Genomic DNA, 18,195 nt, shown 5'->3' with positions numbered 1-18,195 from the left:
CTGGGGGGATGCGGATCGGGATCATCGGCGCGGGCGCGCTCGGCGGCACCTTCGCGGCGCTGCTCGCGCGCTCGGGCCATGAGGTCGAGGTGACCGCACGGGGCGCCGGGCTCGAGGCGATCCGCGCGGGCGGCATCCACCTGTCCGGCGGCTACGGCGAGGCCGCCGTCCGGGTCGAGGCGAACCCCCGGCTCGGCCGCCGCCCGGAGCTCGTGCTCGTGTGCACGAAGGCGCAGGACGCCGAGGCCGCGATCACGGCGAACGCCGAGCTGATCGCCGGCCTGCCCGTCGTCGTCGTGCAGAACGGCCTCGACGGCCTCGCCACGGCCGAGCGACTGCTGCCCGGCACGCCGTGCTTCGGCGTGCTGTCGATCATCGCCGCGAACTACACCGAACCGGGCGTCGTGCGCGTGACGACGACGGCCACGAGCTACCTCGGCCGCGGCGAGGGCCCCGCCGACGCCGAGAGCCGGCGCATCGCCGCGCTGCTCAGCGACGCCGTGCCGGTCGTCGCGATCGGCAACTTCCGCGGCGCGCAGTGGTCGAAACTCGTCGTCAACATGGTGAACGCGGTGCCGGCGATCCTGGGCCGGCCCGTGCAGGACGTCCTCCGGCACGGGCCGACCCGACGGGTCGTCGCCCGCTCGATGCGCGAGACCGTGCGGGTGGGCGTCGCCCGCGGCGTGCGGTTCGGCGCGCTCCAAGGCCTCGGGGATCGTCGGCTGCGGTGCTTCGCGGCGCTCCCCGTCGCCCTGGGGCAGGTGCTGCCCTGGCTGATGGGCGTCCGCATGGGCGGCGTGCCGAACCTCGGCTCCACCCAGCAGAGCCTCCGCCGGGGGCAGCCGACCGAGATCGACCACCTGAACGGCGCGGTCGTGCGCGAAGCGGCGGCGGCCGGGCTCACGGCACCGGTCAACGCGGCGCTCGTCGAGCTGGTGCACCGCGTCGAGCGCGCCGGCGCACCGCTCGACGAGGCCGAGCTGCTCGCGGCCGTCCCGAGCTGAGCGCGACGCGGCCACGCCCGGCCCGTCTCGGGCGGCCGGGCCCGACTCAGGCGGTGGGGACCGCCGCCGCCTCGAACGAGGCGGTGAGGGCGCGGTGCTCGTCCTCGCTCAGCGCGTCCCGGAAGCGGTCGGCGAGGAGCGCCCAGCGGATGGTGGCGAGCGCCGTGTTGCGCCCGCCGGTGTAGCCCACGCGATCCATCATCGCCATGATCTCCTCGGTGATCTCGGCGGAGGCCTGCGCGAACTCGGGAGCGCCGGCGATCGTGACCCGGGCGCGCAGGTAGTCGGCGCTAAAGCGGGCCCGCTTGGCGGCCTCGTGGGCGACGACGATGCGGTGCAGCTGCTCGGCGTCGAGCCCGGCGAGGCGGTCGGTCGTGGTCATGGTCGTGGTCCTTTCTGCGGTCGGACGGTCGGTGGACGGCGGAGACGGGAAACGCCACCCGGTCGTCGACCGGGTGGCGTTGAGCGTCTGGGTGTTCGGCTCAGCTGCCTGGCGGTCGGGCGGGGCGGTCGGGGGTGACGACGCGGTCGCGCAGTGGCGCGTCCGCGGTGCGGTGAACCATCACGACTGCCCTCCCTGCAAGATTCCGATTGAACTGACCATCATCCCAGATTCCCTGGTGAACGGCAATTCCCGACATCCTGAGCGACGCCATCCGCGCCCGGCCACCCTCGTGCAGAAAATGGACTATGGTGTCCGGAAGCCCGCCAGCTGACGAAGGGAAGCGAGCTCATCATGGCCGGAAAGTCACCCAAGGCAAGCACGTCGAAGAAGCAGCCTCAGCTCTCGCTCAAGGAGAAGCGAGCGCAGAAGCGCGAGAAGGCCGACGAGGGGATCGTCAAGGCGCGGAAGCGCTGATCCCGGCCGGGTGCGGGCGGTCGCCCGCACCCGGCGACACCCCTCCGGGTTCGGGCCGTCGCGATCGGCGAGCGCGCCGGATCAGACCGCGCGCGGCCTCGCCTGGTCCGTGAGATCGACCACCACGTCCGCGACCCGGCGCGGGTCGCATCTCGCGTAGGCGATCGCATCCGCCGGATCGACCGGGTCGCCGGCGATTGCGATCGTGAAGTCCCAGAGCGGGCGAAGACGGTCCCGCAGCAGGAATCTGCCGTCGAGCAGGAGCACCGCGTCCTCGGGCCCAGTGAGCCACTTCGGCTCCACCCAGGCGTCCCGGCCGACGTCGCGCACCCGCGTGACGAATCCCGTCGAGCCCGCGAGCCGGAACGGCTCGACGAGCACCCGGCGCAGCGCCGACTCGTCGAAGCCGTAGTCCACGTAGCGCTCCGCCGTGTCGGGGCCGAACGCCGCCTGCGCCTCACGCGAGCGGTGGAAGCCCTCCATCCGCGCCCGGAACACGGTCGCGCCGCGCTCCTCGAGCACCGCGCCGAGATCGTCGGCGAACGCGGTCTTGCCCGAGCGCAGCGGCCCATCGACCGCGACCACCACCCGCCCTCGGGCGGTGCGCAGCTGCACGAGGTCGGCGAGCTCCCGCAGGAACGTCACTCGCGGGGTCGTCACGAGTCGCATACTGCGAGCCTATCCGCCGCGACGCGCGTCAGCACCGCCTAGGCTCGAGAGGATGTCACCCCGCACCGAGCCGAGCTTCGCCGAACTCGTCGACGACTGGTTCGCGCACGCCGCGCGCCCCCTGCCCTGGCGCGCCGCCGACGTGTCCCCGTGGGCGGTGCTCGTGAGCGAGTTCATGCTGCAGCAGACGCAGGTCTCGCGGGTGCTCCCCCGCTGGACGGCATGGATCGAGCGCTGGCCGACCCCGGCCGCGCTCGCCGCCGCTCCCCCGGCCGAAGCCGTGCGGGCCTGGGACCGGCTCGGCTACCCCAGGCGCGCGCTCTGGCTCCACGAGGCCGCGACGGAGATCGTCGAGCGCCACGGCGGCGAGGTGCCGAGCGGCCTCGAGGAGCTGCTCGCGCTCAAGGGCATCGGCCCGTACACAGCGCGTGCCGTCGCCGCCTTCGCCTTCGGCGAGCGGCATCCCGTGGTGGACACGAACACCCGCCGGGTGCTCGCCCGCGCGATCGACGGCCGCGCCCACGCCGGCGCTCCCTCGACGGCGCGCGACCTCGCCGCCATGTCCGCCCAGCTGCCCGTCGAGCGCGCCGCGGCGCGGCGCTTCAACGCCGGGGCGATGGAGCTCGGCGCGACCGTGTGCACGGCGCGCACACCGGACTGCGAGGCGTGCCCCGTGCGCTCGCGCTGCGCCTGGCTCGCCGCCGGCCGCCCGGACGACGGGGCGCCTAGGCGCCGGCAGGCCCGCTACGAGGGCTCCGACCGCCAGGTGCGGGGCATCGTGCTCGCGGAGCTGCGCGCCGCGCACGCCCCCGTCGACCGGGAGCTGCTCGGCACACGCTGGGGCGATGCCGCGCAGCTCGAGCGCGCGCTCGTCACGCTCGTCGCCGACGGCCTCGCGGTCGCGGGCGCCGAGGGCTACTCCCTCCCGGACGCCTGAGCGGCGACGGGCGGGATCAGTCGCGAGCGGCGGTGGACGCCTCGTCCTCGTCGTCCTCGTCGACGCGAGGCTTCACGTAGGGGTCGGCCTCGCCGGCGAAGCTCGCGCCCGAGGCGAGTGCCGTGGTCTCCGCGTCGCGCTCGCGCGCCTCACGGAGCAGCTCCTCGATGTGCTCGGCGTTCTCGGGGATCGCGTCGGCGATGAACTCGAGCGACGGGGTGAGCCGCGCGGTGATGTTGCGGCCGACCTCGCTGCGCAGCATCCCGGTCGCCGCCTTGAGGGCGAGCGCCGAGTCGCGACGCTCCTCCTCCGTGCCGTAGACCGTGTAGAAGATGCTCGCGTGCTGCAGGTCGCCCGTCACGCGGACGTCGGTGATCGTCACGAAACCGAGCCGCGGGTCGCGCAGCCCCTTCTCGAGCCGGCGGGCGACGATCTCTCGGATGCGGTCCGCCATCTTCCTGGCGCGCTGGGGATCAGCCATGATGCAGGGTCTCCTTTCGAACGAAAGGCCGGGGCGGCGAACCGCCCCGGCCGTTTCGATCAGACGCGAGGCTTCTCGCGCAGCTCCACGGTCTCGATCTCGTCGCCGACCTGGATGTCGTTGTACTTGCCGAGGCCGATACCGCACTCGAAGTCCGTGCGGACCTCGGTGACGTCGTCCTTGAACCGGCGCAGCGACTCGATGGCGAGCCCGTCCGCGAGGACGACGCCGTCGCGGATGACGCGCGCCTTCGCGTTGCGGGTGATCGTGCCCGAACGGACGATGACACCGGCGATGTTGCCGAACTTCGAGGAGCGGAACACCTCGCGGATCTCGGCGACACCCGACTGGACCTCTTCGTACTCGGGCTTGAGCATGCCCTTGAGCGAGTTCTCGATGTCGTCGATCGCGTTGTAGATGACCGAGTAGAAGCGCACGTCGACGCCCTCGCGGGCGGCGCGCTCGCGCGCCTTCACATCGGGTCGCACGTTGAAGCCGATCACGATCGCGTTGTCGATGGTGGCCAGGTCGATGTCCGACTCCGTGATCGCACCGACGCCGCGGTGCAGGATGCGGAGCTGGACCGAGTCGTCGACCTCGATCTTCATCAGGGACTCCTCGAGCGCCTCCACGGCACCGGAGACGTCGCCCTTGATGATGAGGTTGAGCGCCTCGACCTTGCCCTCCTCGAGGGCCCGGGTGAAGTCCTCGAGCGAGATGCGCTTGCGGGCCTTCGCGAGCTGCGCGTTCCGCTGGGCGGCCTCGCGCTTCTCGGCGATCTGGCGCGCCGTGCGGTCGTCCTCGGTCACGAGGAAGGTGTCGCCGGCGCGGGGCACCGAGGACAGACCCTGCACCTGGACCGGACGCGACGGCAGCGCGGCCTCGACCGGCTCGCCGTTCTCGTCGCTCATCGCCCGGACGCGGCCGTAGGCCGTGCCCGCGACGATCGCGTCGCCGACCTTGAGCGTGCCCGACTGGATGAGCACGGTCGCCACGGCGCCGCGGCCCTTGTCGAGCTTCGCCTCGATCGCGACACCGCGGGCGTCCTTGTCGGGGTTGGCCCGCAGGTCGAGCCCGGCGTCGGCCGTGAGCAGCACCGCGTCGAGCAGGTCCTGGATGCCGATGCCCTCGCGAGCCGAGACGTCGACGAACATGACGTCGCCGCCGTACTCCTCGGCCACGAGGCCGAACTCGGTGAGCTGCTGGCGCACCTTGGCGGGGTTCGCCTCGGGCTTGTCGATCTTGTTCACCGCGACCACGATCGGCACGTTCGCCGACTGCGCGTGGTTCAGCGCCTCGACCGTCTGCGGCATGATGCCGTCGTCGGCCGCGACCACGAGGATCGCGATGTCGGTGACCTGCGCACCACGGGCACGCATGGCGGTGAACGCCTCGTGACCCGGGGTGTCGATGAAGGTGATCGCGCGGTCGATGCCCTCGTGCTGGGTGTGCACCTGGTAGGCACCGATGTGCTGGGTGATGCCGCCGGCTTCGCCCGCCACGACGTTCGCGTTGCGGATGGCGTCGAGCAGTCGGGTCTTACCGTGGTCGACGTGACCCATGACGGTGACGACCGGGGGCCGCTGGGCCAGGTCTTCGTCGGTCTCGTCCTCGAGCTCCTGGTCGAGGTCGATGTCGAAGCCCTCGAGGAGCTCGCGGTCCTCGTCCTCGGGAGAGACGATCTGGATCTTGTAGCCGAGCTCCTCGCCGAGCACCTGGAAGGTGGCCTCGTCGAGCGACTCGGTCGCCGTCGCCATCTCGCCGAGGTGGAACAGCACGGTCACGAGCGAACCGGGGTTCGCGTCGATCTTGTCGGCGAAGTCCGAGATGGAGGCGCCGCGGCGCAGACGGATCGGAGTCGAGCCGTCGCCGCGGGGCACGCTCACGCCGCCGAGCGACGGAGCCTCCCGCATCTCGAATTCTGCCCGCTTCGTCCGCTTCGACTTGCGTGCCTTGCTCTTGCCGCCACCGCGGCCGAACGCGCCGGCCGTGCCGCCGCCGGGCCCACGACCACGACCGCCGCCGCCCGCGGGACGCGGGCCGCCGAAGCCGCCGCCGGGGCGCTGGAAGCCGCCGGCACCCGCACCGGGACCGCCCGGACGGCCTGCGCCGCCGGGAGCACCACCGGGACGGAAGCCGCCGCCACCACCGGGACGACCGGGGCCGCCGGGGCGACCGGCACCGCCCGGACGCGGGGCGCCGGGGCGCGGCGAACCGGGACGCGGCGCCTGCGGGCGCGGGATGTTGCCGGGGCTCGGGCGCTGGCCCATGCCCTGCGAGCTCGAGAACGGGTTGTTGCCCGGGCGGGGCTGCGCGGGGCGCTGACCCATGCCCTGCGAGCTCGAGAACGGGTTGTTGCCCGGACGCGAGGAGCTCGGCTTCGGGCCGGCCGGGCGCGGGGCGCCGGGCTTCGGCGCTCCGCCGGGCTTGACGGCGTCACCGGCGGGCTGCTCGGCCGCGGGGGCCTGCTCGGCGCCGCCCTGCGCAGCGGCCTTCTCGGCAGCCGCCTTCTCGGCGGCGGCCTTCTCGGCCTGCGCCTGACGCTCGGCGACCGTCAGCGGGGCCTCACCCGCGGGGGCGGGGGCCGGCGCGGGGGCCGCAGCGGGCTTCGGGCCCGGCTTGGGGCCGGGCTTCGCCGCCGCGGGCTTGGGCGCTGCGGCGGGCGCAGCGGTGCCGGCGGCTCCGGCGGCCTCGAGGGCGGCCTTGAGCTTGCGGGCGACGGGGGGTTCGATCGACGAGGACGGGCCCTTGACGTATTCGCCCAGTTCCTTCAGCTTCTCGAGGGCGATCTTGGTGTCGACCCCGAGCTCGCTGGCGATCTCGTGTACGCGTGGTTTGGCAGCCACAACTCTCCTGTTCCGGGTCTGCGCCCGGACAGGGGCAGACCGATTAGTGGACGGGTCTCATTTCGAGCCGCTCATTAGTGGTCCATTAGCCGTTCAGCCTGTTCTGTATGTCGCTGGTGTCCAGCGAGCCCGTGAATCGGAGCGCGCGCCCGAAGGCACGGCGCCGGTCAGCGAGCAGGAAGCACTCGCGCGTCGGATGCAGCCACGCACCCCGCCCAGGACGCACCGCTGCCGCATCTGCGACGAGGTGGGAATCTTGGAGAACGACCCTCAGAAGTGAGGATCGCGGGGCACGCGCACGGCAACCGATGCACGTTCTGACGGGTTCCATCTTACACCCCCGGGCCGCGTCCTCCGTCGCGCCGGGACGCGACGGAGCCGCCGACGTGGTTCCCTACTCGGCCGTGTCCGGCTGGATGTCGATCTTCGCGCCCGTGAGCTTCGCCGCGAGGCGCGCGTTCTGACCCTCCTTGCCGATGGCGAGGGAGAGCTGGTAGTCGGGCACGAGCGCGCGCACCGCGCGCAGCGTCTCGTCGACGACGTACGCCCGGGTCACCTTCGCGGGCGAGAGGGCCGAGGCGACGAAGGTCGCGAGGTCGTCGGAGAAGTCGACGATGTCGATCTTCTCGTTGCCGAGCTCGGCGGTGACCGCGCGCACGCGCTGGCCGAGTTCGCCGATCGCCGCGCCCTTCGCGTTCACGCCGGGCTGGGTCGCGCGCACCGCGATCTTCGTGCGGTGCCCCGCCTCGCGGGCGAGCGAGACGATCTCGACCACGCCGGAGGCGATCTCGGGCACCTCGAGCGCGAACAGCTTGCGCACGAGCGCCGGGTGGGTGCGGGACACCGTGATCGAGGGGCCCTTCGCGCCCTTCGCGACGCTCGTCACATAGACGCGCACGCGCTGACCGTGCGGGTACTCCTCGCCGGGCACCTGCTCCTCGGGCGGCAGGATGGCCTCGACGGTGCCGAGGTCGATGTGCACCATCTTCGGGTTCGGGCCCTGCTGGATGACGCCCGCGACGATGTCGCCCTCACGGCCGCGGAACTCGCCGAGCACGGCGTCGTCGGCGATGTCGCGGAGGCGCTGGCTGATGACCTGCTTCGCCGCGTACGCGGCGATGCGGCCGAAGTCGTCGGGGGTGTCCTCGGCCTCGCCGATGACGTTGCCCTCCTCGTCGAGCTCGGGCACGAAGATCGCGACGTGCCCGGTCTTGCGATCCAGCTCGGCACGCGCGCCGTTCGGATTGGCGTGCCCGTGCTGATTCGGATTGCTGTGCTTGAGGTAGGCCATCAGGATCGCCTGCTCGATGATCTGCACCAGTTCGTCGAACGGGATCTCTTTCTCGCGCTCCACCATGCGGAGCATGCTGAGGTCGATATCCATCGCCGGCCTCCTCTATTCAGCTCTTCCCGCCGATTCGGCGGAGATCCCAGGGTACCGGATCGACCGCCCGGTCAGTACCGCGCCGTCCGCGCCGTGCGCCGCACCCGTTCAGACGCCGAGCGGCGGCTCGGCCGGCGCGCTCGACAACTCGTCGATGGCGCGGATGAGCCGGTGCAGCTCCCCCACCTGGCGGGGCGCGAGCTCGAGCGCCAGCCGCGGCAGCTCGAGGCGGTCGTCGTCGTTGCGCTCGACGGCGAACGGCGCGACCCGTTCGATCCTGCCGCCCGCGAGGAGCCCGGCGAAGCGCTCGTTGAGCTCCGCGATCTCGGCGTCGCTCGGCTCGGCCCGGAGGCGCAGCACGAGCCGGCCGCCGACCCAGCGGAGCGAGTCGTAGTTGCGCCAGAAGCCGACGATCTCGTCGACCGCCCGCACCGGGTCCTCGGTGATGAGCACCCGATCGAGATCGTCGAGCGCGATGAAGCCGCCGGCCGCGAGCTCGCCCTCGACGAACTCCGCGAGCCCGCGCCAGTAGTGACCGCCCGGCCGGTCCAGGAGCACGATCGGCACCGGCTCCGCCTTGCCCGTCTGCTGCAGGGTGAGCAGCTCGAACGTCTCGTCGAGCGTGCCGAAGCCGCCGGGCAGGCAGACGAAGCCGCGCGACTCCTTGACGAGCATGAGCTTGCGGGTGAAGAAGTACTTCATCGCGACGCGGTTCGGGTCGACGAGCACCGGGTTCGGGCTCTCCTCGAAGGGCAGCCGGATCGACACGCCGAGCGAGCGATGGGGCCCCGCCCCCTTGGTCGCGGCCTCCATGATGCCGGGTCCGGCGCCGGTCACGACCATCCAGCCCTGTTCGGCGAGCGCCGCGGCGACCTCTTCCGCCTGCGCGTAGCCCGGATCGTCGGGCCTCGTCCGCGCCGAGCCGAAGACGGTGACCTTCGGCACGTCGGCATAGGGGGCGAACAGCCGGAACGCCGCCCGCATCTCCTCGAGCGCGGCCGCCGTGATCTTGAGGTCGAGCCGATCGGTGGGATCGGTGCCGAGGTGGAGGCCGGTGACGAGGATCCGCTCGACGAGCGAGCGGTTCGCGGAGATCCCCGCCTCGGCGACGAGCTCGTCGACGGCGCCCTGCAGCTCGGGCGGGAGACTCGGGGCGTCGGCGGGCGTGAGACTCATGCCTCCAGCCTCGCACGGAGCGCGGCGATCCTCGCCCGCCGCGCCCGTGCGAGCCGGCTCAGTCCTGGTCGAGCGCGGCGACGACGCCGTCGATCGGCACCTGCACGCGGTCGCCGCTCGCGCGATCCCACAGCTCGACGACGCCCTCGGCGACGCCGCGGCCGGCGATCACGATCTTCGGCACGCCGATGAGCTCGGCGTCGGCGAACTTCACGCCGGGCGAGAGCTTCGGGCGGTCGTCGTAGAGCACCTCGCGCCCGCTCGCCTCGAGTTCGGCGACGATGCGCTCCGCGGCGTCGAAGGCGGCCTGGTCCTTGCCCGTCGCGAGCACGTGCACGTCGAACGGCGCGACCGCGGCGGGCCAGACGAGGCCCTTCTCGTCGTTGTTGAGCTCGGCGATGATCGCGAGGATGCGGGTGACGCCGATGCCGTAGGAGCCCATCGTCACGGTGGCGAGCTTGCCGTTCTCATCGAGCACCTTGAGGCCGAGCGCCTCGGCGTACTTGCGGCCGAGCTGGAAGACGTGGCCGATCTCCATCCCGCGGGCGATCTCGACCGGGCCGGAGCCGTCGGGCGCGGGATCGCCGTCGCGGACGTCGGAGGCCTCGACCGTGCCGTCGGCGACGAAGTCGCGTCCGGCAACGAGCCCGAAGACGTGCTTCTGGTCGACGTTCGCCCCGGTGATCCACTCGGTGCCGTCGACGACGCGCGGGTCGAGCAGGTAGCGGATGCCGGTGGTCGACTCCTCGCCGAGCACCGCGCCGTCCTCCGACCAGGGGCCGATGTAGCCCTTGACGAGGCCCGGGTGCTTCGCGAAGTCGGCCTCGGTGGCGGGCTCGACCTCGGCCGGCGCGAACGCGACCTCGACGCGCTTCATCTCGACCTCACGGTCGCCCGGCAGGCCGACGACGACGAGCTCGCGGCTGCCGTCGAGCTGGGTCAGCGCGAGCACGACGTTCTTCAGAGTGTCCGCCGCGGTCCAGGCGCGGCCGTCGGGCCGGGGCACCTCCGCGTTCGCGAGGTCGACGAGCGTCTGGATGGTCGGCGTGTTCGGCGAGTCGACCACGACGGGGGCCGGCAGGCCGTCGAAGGGGACGGGGTCCGGAACGACGGTCGTGAACGCCTCGACGTTCGCCGCGTAGCCGCCGGCCGAGCGCACGAAGGTGTCCTCGCCGACCGGCGTCGGGTGCAGGAACTCCTCGCTCTTCGAACCGCCCATCGCACCGGCGTCGGCCTGCACGATGACGTACTCGAGGCCGAGCCGGGTGAAGATGCGCTCGTACGCGTCGCGCTGGGCCTGGTAGGAGGCATCCAGCCCCTCGTCGTTGACGTCGAAGGAGTAGGCGTCCTTCATCGTGAACTCGCGGCCGCGGAGGAGCCCGGCGCGGGGCCGGGCCTCGTCGCGGTACTTGTCCTGGATCTGGAAGATCGTGAGCGGCAGGTCCTTGTACGAGGAGTAGAGGTCCTTCACGAGCAGGGTGAAGGCCTCCTCGTGCGTCGGCGCGAGCAGGTAGTCGGCGCCCTTGCGGTCTTGCAGCCGGAACAGCGCGTCGCCGTACTCGGTCCAGCGGTTCGTGAGCTCGTAGGGCTCGCGCGGCAGCAGCGCGGGGAAGTGCACCTCGTGGGCCCCGGCGGCGGTCATCTCCTCACGGATGATGCGCTCGATCTTCGCCTTCACCCGCAGACCCAGCGGCAGCCACGCGAAGACGCCCGGCGCCTGGCGCCGGATGTAGCCGGCGCGGACGAGCAGCTTGTGGCTCGTGACCTCGGCGTCGGCGGGGTCTTCACGGAGGGTGCGGAGGAAGAAGTTCGTAAGACGTGTGGGCACGCGACGAGTCTAGTTGCGAGCGGCGGACGCGCTGCGCCGCGGGCGGCTCGTAGGCTGGCTCCATGCCGGCCCGACGCACGCACCTCGCCCCGTCCACCGCGCAGAGCGAGCTCGCCGAGGCCCTCGACGCGCTGCGCACGGAGCTCGAGCTGCCCGGAGGGTTCTCCCCCGAAGTGCTCGCGGAGGCGGACGCGGCGCGCCCCGCCGACGCCGTGCCCGCCCGCGACCTCCGCGAGCTGGCCTTCGTCACGCTCGATCCGGCCGGGGCGCGCGACCTCGATCAGGCCTTTCTGATCGAGCCGCGGACGGGCGGCGGATGGCTCGTCCGCTACGCGATCGCCGACGTGCCGTCGTTCGTCCGCCCGGGCGGGGCCGTCGACGCCGAAGCCCGCCGCCGTGGGCAGAGCCTGTACGCGGCCGACGGCGTGATCCCGCTGCATCCGCCCGTGATCGGGGTGGACCGCGCATCCCTCCTGCCCGGCGAGGACCGCGCCGCCTACGTGTGGTCCTTCGAGCTCGACGGGCAGGGTGAGGTCCTGCGCACCGGCCTCGAGCGCGCGCTCGTCCGTTCGCGGGCCCAGCTCGACTACGAGTCGGCGCAGCGCGCCGTCGACGCCGGCGAGCACGCCGGCCCGCTCGCCGAACTGCCCGCCTTCGGAGCCGCCCGGCTCGAGCAGGAACGGATCCGCGGTGGGGCGAGCCTGGACCTGCCCGACGAGGAGATCGTGCGTGATGAGCACGGCGGCTATCGGATCGAACGGCGACTGCCCCTGCCGGTGGAGACCTGGAACGCGCAGCTCTCGATCATGACGGGCATCGCCGCTGCCCGGATCATGCTCGACGGCGGCGTCGGGGTGCTGCGGACCATGCCGCCGCCCGCCCCCGACGCGATCGCCGCGTTCCGCATCCGCACGGCCGCGCTCGGACTGCGCTGGCCGGAGCGGCTCGCCTACGGCGACTACCTGCGCGGCCTCGACCGGCGCGACCCGCGCACCGGGCCGGTGCTGCGCGCCGCCGCCTCCCTGTTCCGCGGCGCCGGCTACGAGGTGTTCGACGGCACTCCGCCCGCCGATCCCGGGCAGGCCGCGATTGCCGCACCCTACGCGCACGTCACGGCGCCGATCCGCCGGCTCGTCGACCGCTGGGGGCTCGTCGCGAGCCTCGCGATCGCCGAGGGCCGGTCGGTGCCGGCGTGGCTCCGCGAGAGCCTGCCCGAGCTGCCGTCCCTCATGCAGGCCTCCGCCGCCCGCGCGAGCCGGCTCGAGCAGGCGACGCTCGACCGGGTCGAGGCGGCGCTCCTGGCCGACCGGGTGGGCGAGGTCTTCGAGGCGACCGTCGTCGAGGCGCGCGGCGAGGACCGCCTCGTCGTCCAGCTGGACGAGCCCGCGGTCACCGCGACCTGCCAGGCGCCGGCCGGACGGCCGATGCCGCGAGCCGGCGAGCGGATGCCGATCGTGCTGGAGCACGCCGACATCCGCTCCGGCTCGGTCGGGTTCAGGCCCGGCGGCGGCGCAGCACTGCCGTCGTGACGAGCCCGATCCCCGCGAACGCGAGCAGCGCCGCGGCGAGCAGGCCCCCGGCGGGTTCCGCGCCCGTCGAGGCGAGCTCGTCGCCGGCGACCGTCGCGGGCTCCACTTCGGCGACCGGCGCCGCGACGGGCGCGGCCGGCGCGGAGATCGGAGCGGGCACCGGCGCAGCCGGCTCCTCCCCCTCGTTCGGGAAGATCGGCGCACCGCCGACCTTGCCGAAGGCGAAGATGAAGGTGTTCGGTGTGCCCCCGGCCGGGTCGCCGCTCGTCTGCCCGAAGGAGTAGGCTTCGGCGCCGACCGCGGCGAGCGCGGCCCGCGCCTCCGCCTCGTTCGCCGCAGCCCCGTAGAAGATCACGAAGCTGAGCGAGCCGCCGGGACCGAGCGGACCGAAGGCGAAGTCGAACAGCGCTCCGTGATCGGCCGGTCCGTCGTCGACGGCGTTGCCCTCGAAGCGGATGGAGCTGGGCCCGGCCAAGGGGTTCGGGCTCGCGAAGCCGTCGTCGCTCGAATAGGCGAGGGCGCTCGCCGAACCGCCGTCGATCGTGACGAACTCGCTGAACGCCGTCGGCTCGATGTCCCAGTCCATGACGCGCCGGTACTGCACGGTGGCGATCGTCTCCCCCGTGAGGTTCTCGATCGTCACGTTCACCTGGTAGAGGTTCTTCGTCGCGGCCGAGGGCACGTACTGGTGGGTGACGCGGAACACCGGTCGCGACTCCGCGTCCTGGATCACGACGACCGAGGTCGCCGTCGAGGCGGTGTGTGTGAAGGACTCGAGCACGAGGTTCGTGCCGCCGGGCCCCTCGGTGTCGAGGTTCGCGCCGCCCCAGACGCCGCTCGCCGGATCCGCGACGCCCCAGCCCTCGCAGAGGCATCCCGGCGAGGTGGCGTCGTTGTTGGTGGGCAGATAGTCAAGTCCGGCGTCGCCGGCCCCGGCCTTCGAACCGGCCGCGTTCGAGGTGTTGAGCTCGCCCGTCGGGTTCACGGCGAGCAGGATGGTGCCGTTGTCGATGCAGACCGCCGGGTAGCAGGGGTCGCCCGGCGCGGGGGCGGCGAGCGGGGCCGCGGCGGCCTTCGCTCCCGTCGTGGCCGTACCGGCTCCCGGGAACAGCGTGACAGTCGGTTCCGCCGCGGGATCGGCGAACGACTCCTCGGCGGTGGTGCCCGGCTCGGCGACGACGACCGCGGGCGGTGCGGGCGCCGGTTCGGGCGCTGCGGCGGGCTCGGGTTCGGGTGCGGGAGCGGGATCCGGTGCGGGAGCGGGCTCGGCTTCGGGGGCAGGCTCGGCTGCGGGTTCGGCGGGCGCGGGTGCGGGTTCGGGCGCCGGCTCGGCGGGCGCGGGATCGGCCGGGGCCGTGACGGCCGCGGGGTCGGCCGGTGCCGGCTCCTCGGCCTGCGCCGCGAGCGGCGCGATCAGGAGGCTCAGCGCGGCGAGCGCGGCACCGGCACCGAGGCCGGCGCCGAGCCGCGCGCGAGCGCGCGTTCGGATTGACATGGGTATCGCTCCATTCGTGCAGCCGCCCGGGCGGGCGGCAGTCGGGTTCGGCGATTCCCGGAACGGGGCGGAGGCGGCGCCGGCGCGGCGTCCCGGTTCACGCCATCACGGTACTGATCTGTGAGGTTTCCTCAGATCAGGGAGTGCCCCGATTCTCCACCCCTGGCGCACACGGAGCGACCCCCAGCTCGGGGCACCCGAGTGGGGGTCGTTCGACGCGGAGCGCGGGTCAGACGGTGACGACCGTCGGGGCGCCCGTCGGGGCATCCCCGCCCATCTCCTCGGCGATGCGCTGGGCCTCGGCGATGAGCGTCTGCACGATCTCCGCCTCGGGGACCGTCTTGATCACCTCGCCCTTGACGAAGATCTGGCCCTTGCCGTTGCCGCTCGCAACGCCGAGGTCGGCCTCGCGCGCCTCGCCGGGGCCGTTCACGACGCAACCCATCACGGCGACGCGAAGGGGGACGGTGACGTCCTTGAGCCCCTCGGTGACATCGTTCGCGAGGGTGTAGACGTCGACCTGGGCCCGCCCGCAGGACGGGCAGGAGACGATCTCCAGCTTGCGCTCGCGGAGGTTCAGCGACTGCAGGATCTGCAGGCCGACCTTGACCTCCTCGACCGGCGGGGCCGAGAGGGAGACGCGGATGGTGTCGCCGATGCCCTCGCCGAGGAGGATGCCGAAGGCCGTCGCGCTCTTGATGGTGCCCTGGAACGCCGGACCCGCTTCGGTCACGCCCAGGTGCAGCGGCCAGTCGCCGCGCTCGGCGAGCAGCCGGTACGCCTTCACCATGACGATGGGGTCGTTGTGCTTCACGGAGATCTTGAAGTCGTGGAAGTCGTGCTCCTCGAAGAGGGAGGCCTCCCATACCGCCGACTCGACGAGCGCCTCGGGCGTCGCCTTGCCGTACTTCTCGAGCAGCCTCGGATCGAGCGACCCCGCGTTCACGCCGATGCGCAGCGAGACGCCCGCGGCCTTCGCGGCGGCCGCGATCTCGCCGACCCGGTCGTCGAACTTGCGGATGTTGCCGGGGTTCACCCGCACCGCGGCGCAGCCGGCGTCGATCGCGGCGAACACGTAGTTCGGCTGGAAGTGGATGTCCGCGATCACGGGGATCTGACTCTTCTTCGCGATGATCGGCAGCGCCTCGGCGTCGTCGCGGCTCGGTACCGCGACACGCACGATGTCGCAGCCCGAGGCGGTCAGCTCGGCGATCTGCTGCAGCGTCGCGTTGATGTTCGTGGTGGGCGTCGTGGTCATCGACTGCACGCTCACCGGGGCGTTGCCGCCGACGAGCACCTTGCCCACCTTGATCTGGCGGGACTTGCGTCGCGGGGCCAGGACTTCGGGGACCTTCGGCATTCCGAGATTCACTGCAGGCACGTCTTGCAGTCTAGTTCCGCCCGGCTGGGTCGCGGCCGAGCGCGGCGAACTCCCGACGCGTCACGGTCGTCGCACTAGGCGCAGCCCTCCGCTTCCATCTCGGGGGCGCCGATCCAGCGCACGGTGCCGTCGTCCTCGTTCTCCGTCGCGACGACGTTCACGCGATCCGCTCGGTCGCCGGGCACCTCGATCGTCTCCGCCTCGATCGAGGTGCCGACGCAGACCCAGAGCTCGGGGTCGAACGACGGTCGCTCGGCGAGCGCCGCCCACGCTTCGCCCGCCTGCGAGCCGTCGTGCGCACGGAGCGCGATCCCCTCGGCGGCCGGCCCGTCGAAGTACACCGCGAAGCGCGGCCAGACGAGCCAGTCGTAGCCGTCACGCTGCCGGCGCTCTTCGTCGTAGAAGCGCTCGTCCAAGACGAAGTCGCCCCACTCGTGGTAAATGCCGTCGGGCCGATGGTTGCCGCCGTCGTAGGCCTCGTCGACCGGCGGCGCGCCGAACAGCGCGGTGAGGATCGCGACGGCCTCGCCAGGGTCGGACATGTAGTCGAGCGTCTCGACCACCTGCTCGCCGGCACGGAGTTCGAGCACCGTCGGCCGCACCACGAGCGCGTCGACGGAGGCGAGCGGGTCCGCACTCGGCGTCGGCGGCGGCGTCGTGCTCGGAGCCGGCGACTCGACCGGCGTCGTCGAGGGACTCGGGATCGGCGTGGGCTTCGGCTCCGCCGCGCACCCCGCCAGCACGAGCACGGCCGCCACGACGGCCCCGAAGATTCCTGCGCGTGTCCGGCGCATCCCCCACCATGCCTCTCCGGGCATCCCCCGCCCGTCGATCACATTCTGCTGGATGCATCCCCCCTGGACAGCGAGCGGAGAGCACGATCCGGTAACGGCTCACGGAGCGTCGCGCCGCAGCCGCCGAGCCCGTTCCCGCTCGGCGGCGATCCGCTCGGCGTTGCGCGCGATCCGGCTCGTGTCGCGCGGCTCCAGGAGGATGCGGTCCTCCGCGTGCGCGCCGGCCTGCAGTTCGCGGGCGCGCTCGAGTTCGGCGTCGAAGGCGGCACCGATGAGCAGGCCGCCGTTCACCAGCCACAGCCACACCAGGAACACCACGGCACCGGCGAGCGAGCCGTAGACCCGGTCGTAGTCGGCGAACGCCGTGAGATACCAGGCGAAGGCCGCCGAGGCCCCCGCGACCACCACGATCGCCACGACGGCGCCGACGCTCAGCCAGCGGAACCTCGGCTGCCGAACGTTCGGCGTCGCCCGGTACAGCAGCGCGATGAGGCAGACGAGCACCGCGAACATGAGCGGCCAGCGCACGATCGCCCAGGTGAGCTGGACCGCGTCGCCCGCGCCGAGCTGCTCGGCGACCGCCTCGGCGACCGCCTTGGCGATCCCGCCGCCGAGCAGGAGCAGCAGCACGATGACCGAGACGAGCGCCAGGAGCCCCGCCGTGACGAGCAGCTGCAGTCCGCGCAGCTTCCAGATCGGCCGTCCCTCCTCGACGCCGTACACGTCGTTCATGGCTCGACCGAACGCCGTCACGTACGCGGAGGCGGTCCAGAGCGCCACGACCGCGCCGGTGACCACGCCGAGCGTCGCCGCCGGCGAGACCGCGAACTCGCCGAGCCGCTCTCTGAGGAACTCCACCGTCTCGCGCGGCAGCACGTCGCCCGCCAGGTCGATCGCCGCGCCGAGCGCACGGCCCTCCTGCCCGGCGAGCGCGAGGATCGACGCGGTCACGAGCAGCGCGGGGAAGAGCGCGAGCACGCTGAAGAAGGCGAGCGCGGCGGCGCGGTCGATGCCGTTGCCCTCGAAGAAGGTGCGGGCCGTACGGCGGGCGGCGACCCACCACGCGGCGCGGCTCAGCTGCACGGGCGATGCTGGGCGTTTCACCCTGCGATTCTGGCGGAACCCGGCGGGATGCCGCAGCCCCTTCCGTCGGCGCCCGATCCGCGCTAGTGCGCGACGGCGGTGACGTCGAGCGGCGGCTCCGTCGCGGCGACGACCTCCTCGGCAGTGACCCCCGGTGCGAGCTCCACGAGCCGCAGGCCCGCCGGGGTGACGTCGATGACGGCGAGGTCGGTGATGATCCGGTCGACCACGCCGCGCCCCGTGAGCGGCAGCGAGCACTCGCGCACGATCTTGGGCGAGCCGTCCTTCGCGACGTGCTCCATGAGCACGATCCGCCGACGCGCGCCGTGCACGAGGTCCATCGCGCCGCCCGGGCCCTTCACCATCTTGCCGGGGATCATCCAGTTCGCGAGATCGCCCGTCGCGGACACCTGCATCGCGCCGAGGATCGCGGCGTCGACCTTGCCGCCGCGGATCATGCCGAAGCTCGTCGCCGAGTCGAAGAAGGCGGCGCCGGGCAGCACCGTCACCGTCTCCTTGCCGGCGTTGATGAGGTCGGGGTCGACCTCGTCCTCGCGCGGGTAGGGGCCGACGCCGAGGATGCCGTTCTCGGACTGCAGCACCACGGTGACACCGTCGGGCACGTAGTTCGGCACGAGGGTCGGCAGCCCGATGCCGAGGTTCACGTAGGAGCCGTCGGCGAGCTCCCGCGCGGCCCGCGCGGCCATCTCCAACCGGGTGAGCGCCATC

Annotated in this window: 18 protein-coding genes; 5 read left to right on the top strand and 13 right to left on the bottom strand. The window is 72.7% G+C overall.

What is annotated here, in order from left to right; genetic code table 11:
* Positions 1 to 8: 8 nt before the first annotated feature.
* Positions 9 to 1,004, top strand: a complete 996-nt coding sequence (locus ACFWE1_RS10360; protein ID WP_376933375.1) for a ketopantoate reductase family protein — start codon at positions 9 to 11, stop codon at positions 1,002 to 1,004.
* A 46-nt stretch (positions 1,005 to 1,050) separates the two neighbouring features.
* On the opposite strand, the gene ACFWE1_RS10355 is transcribed toward ACFWE1_RS10360, so the two are convergent.
* Entirely contained in the window at positions 1,051 to 1,386 is a 336-nt protein-coding gene (locus tag ACFWE1_RS10355; protein ID WP_376933374.1) for a hypothetical protein, read from the bottom strand.
* Between ACFWE1_RS10355 and ACFWE1_RS10350 the strand changes: the two genes are divergently transcribed.
* Positions 1,379 to 1,720, top strand: a complete 342-nt coding sequence (locus ACFWE1_RS10350) for a hypothetical protein (RefSeq protein ID WP_376933373.1) — start codon at positions 1,379 to 1,381, stop codon at positions 1,718 to 1,720. The two genes, ACFWE1_RS10355 and ACFWE1_RS10350, sit on opposite strands and share 8 nt — an antisense overlap.
* A 20-nt stretch (positions 1,721 to 1,740) precedes the next feature.
* The gene (locus ACFWE1_RS10345) at positions 1,741 to 1,863 is read left to right on the top strand and encodes a hypothetical protein (RefSeq protein WP_279399743.1); all 123 of its coding nucleotides are present in this window, start codon (positions 1,741 to 1,743) and stop codon (positions 1,861 to 1,863) included.
* 81 nt (positions 1,864 to 1,944) lie between these two features.
* Here ACFWE1_RS10345 and ACFWE1_RS10340 read toward each other — a convergent pair whose 3' ends face one another.
* On the bottom strand, positions 1,945 to 2,532 hold the full coding sequence (locus ACFWE1_RS10340; RefSeq protein WP_376933372.1) for a hypothetical protein: 588 nt from the start codon (positions 2,530 to 2,532) through the stop codon (positions 1,945 to 1,947).
* 52 nt (positions 2,533 to 2,584) lie between these two features.
* Between ACFWE1_RS10340 and ACFWE1_RS10335 the strand changes: the two genes are divergently transcribed.
* Positions 2,585 to 3,469: an A/G-specific adenine glycosylase gene (locus ACFWE1_RS10335; protein WP_376933371.1), complete on the top strand. Its 885-nt coding sequence runs from the start codon at positions 2,585 to 2,587 to the stop codon at positions 3,467 to 3,469.
* 16 nt (positions 3,470 to 3,485) lie between these two features.
* On the opposite strand, the gene rbfA is transcribed toward ACFWE1_RS10335, so the two are convergent.
* The 6 genes from rbfA to ACFWE1_RS10305 all read right to left on the bottom strand — a co-directional run bounded on the left by rbfA (position 3,486) and on the right by ACFWE1_RS10305 (position 11,184).
* Positions 3,486 to 3,950, bottom strand: a complete 465-nt coding sequence (gene rbfA / locus ACFWE1_RS10330) for a 30S ribosome-binding factor RbfA (protein ID WP_376933370.1) — start codon at positions 3,948 to 3,950, stop codon at positions 3,486 to 3,488.
* 59 nt (positions 3,951 to 4,009) lie between these two features.
* The gene (gene infB, locus ACFWE1_RS10325; RefSeq protein ID WP_376933369.1) at positions 4,010 to 6,796 is read right to left on the bottom strand and encodes a translation initiation factor IF-2; all 2,787 of its coding nucleotides are present in this window, start codon (positions 6,794 to 6,796) and stop codon (positions 4,010 to 4,012) included.
* 85 nt (positions 6,797 to 6,881) lie between these two features.
* Entirely contained in the window at positions 6,882 to 7,127 is a 246-nt protein-coding gene (locus ACFWE1_RS10320; RefSeq protein WP_243568729.1) for a YlxR family protein, read from the bottom strand.
* Between the two features lie 63 nt (positions 7,128 to 7,190).
* Positions 7,191 to 8,180: a transcription termination factor NusA gene (nusA, locus tag ACFWE1_RS10315; protein WP_376933368.1), complete on the bottom strand. Its 990-nt coding sequence runs from the start codon at positions 8,178 to 8,180 to the stop codon at positions 7,191 to 7,193.
* Positions 8,181 to 8,288: 108 nt separating this feature from the next.
* Positions 8,289 to 9,356 carry a TIGR00730 family Rossman fold protein gene (locus ACFWE1_RS10310; RefSeq protein ID WP_376933367.1) on the bottom strand — a complete coding sequence of 356 codons (1,068 nt, stop codon included), beginning with the start codon at positions 9,354 to 9,356 and terminating at the stop codon, positions 8,289 to 8,291.
* Between the two features lie 58 nt (positions 9,357 to 9,414).
* On the bottom strand, positions 9,415 to 11,184 hold the full coding sequence (locus ACFWE1_RS10305) for a proline--tRNA ligase (protein WP_376933366.1): 1,770 nt from the start codon (positions 11,182 to 11,184) through the stop codon (positions 9,415 to 9,417).
* Between the two features lie 62 nt (positions 11,185 to 11,246).
* Between ACFWE1_RS10305 and ACFWE1_RS10300 the strand changes: the two genes are divergently transcribed.
* The gene (locus tag ACFWE1_RS10300; protein WP_376933365.1) at positions 11,247 to 12,713 is read left to right on the top strand and encodes an RNB domain-containing ribonuclease; all 1,467 of its coding nucleotides are present in this window, start codon (positions 11,247 to 11,249) and stop codon (positions 12,711 to 12,713) included.
* Here ACFWE1_RS10300 and ACFWE1_RS10295 read toward each other — a convergent pair.
* The 5 genes from ACFWE1_RS10295 to ACFWE1_RS10275 form a co-directional block, all read right to left on the bottom strand.
* Complete coding sequence (locus tag ACFWE1_RS10295) at positions 12,679 to 14,208, bottom strand: hypothetical protein (protein WP_376933364.1); 1,530 nt, start codon at positions 14,206 to 14,208, stop codon at positions 12,679 to 12,681. The genes ACFWE1_RS10300 and ACFWE1_RS10295 overlap by 35 nt on opposite strands.
* A 229-nt stretch (positions 14,209 to 14,437) precedes the next feature.
* On the bottom strand, positions 14,438 to 15,568 hold the full coding sequence (gene ispG, locus ACFWE1_RS10290; protein WP_376933503.1) for a flavodoxin-dependent (E)-4-hydroxy-3-methylbut-2-enyl-diphosphate synthase: 1,131 nt from the start codon (positions 15,566 to 15,568) through the stop codon (positions 14,438 to 14,440).
* Positions 15,569 to 15,663: 95 nt separating this feature from the next.
* Positions 15,664 to 16,383: a hypothetical protein gene (locus ACFWE1_RS10285; RefSeq protein WP_376933363.1), complete on the bottom strand. Its 720-nt coding sequence runs from the start codon at positions 16,381 to 16,383 to the stop codon at positions 15,664 to 15,666.
* 99 nt (positions 16,384 to 16,482) lie between these two features.
* Positions 16,483 to 17,487, bottom strand: a complete 1,005-nt coding sequence (locus ACFWE1_RS10280) for a YihY/virulence factor BrkB family protein (RefSeq protein WP_376933362.1) — start codon at positions 17,485 to 17,487, stop codon at positions 16,483 to 16,485.
* A 62-nt stretch (positions 17,488 to 17,549) separates the two neighbouring features.
* Positions 17,550 to 18,194, bottom strand: a complete 645-nt coding sequence (locus tag ACFWE1_RS10275) for a CoA transferase subunit B (protein WP_376933361.1) — start codon at positions 18,192 to 18,194, stop codon at positions 17,550 to 17,552.
* Position 18,195: the final 1 nt, after the last annotated feature.

Source organism: Agromyces sp. NPDC060279 (genome assembly GCF_042726785.1).
GTDB lineage: Bacteria > Actinomycetota > Actinomycetes > Actinomycetales > Microbacteriaceae > Agromyces.
This window is presented reverse-complemented; position numbering and strand designations above follow the sequence as displayed.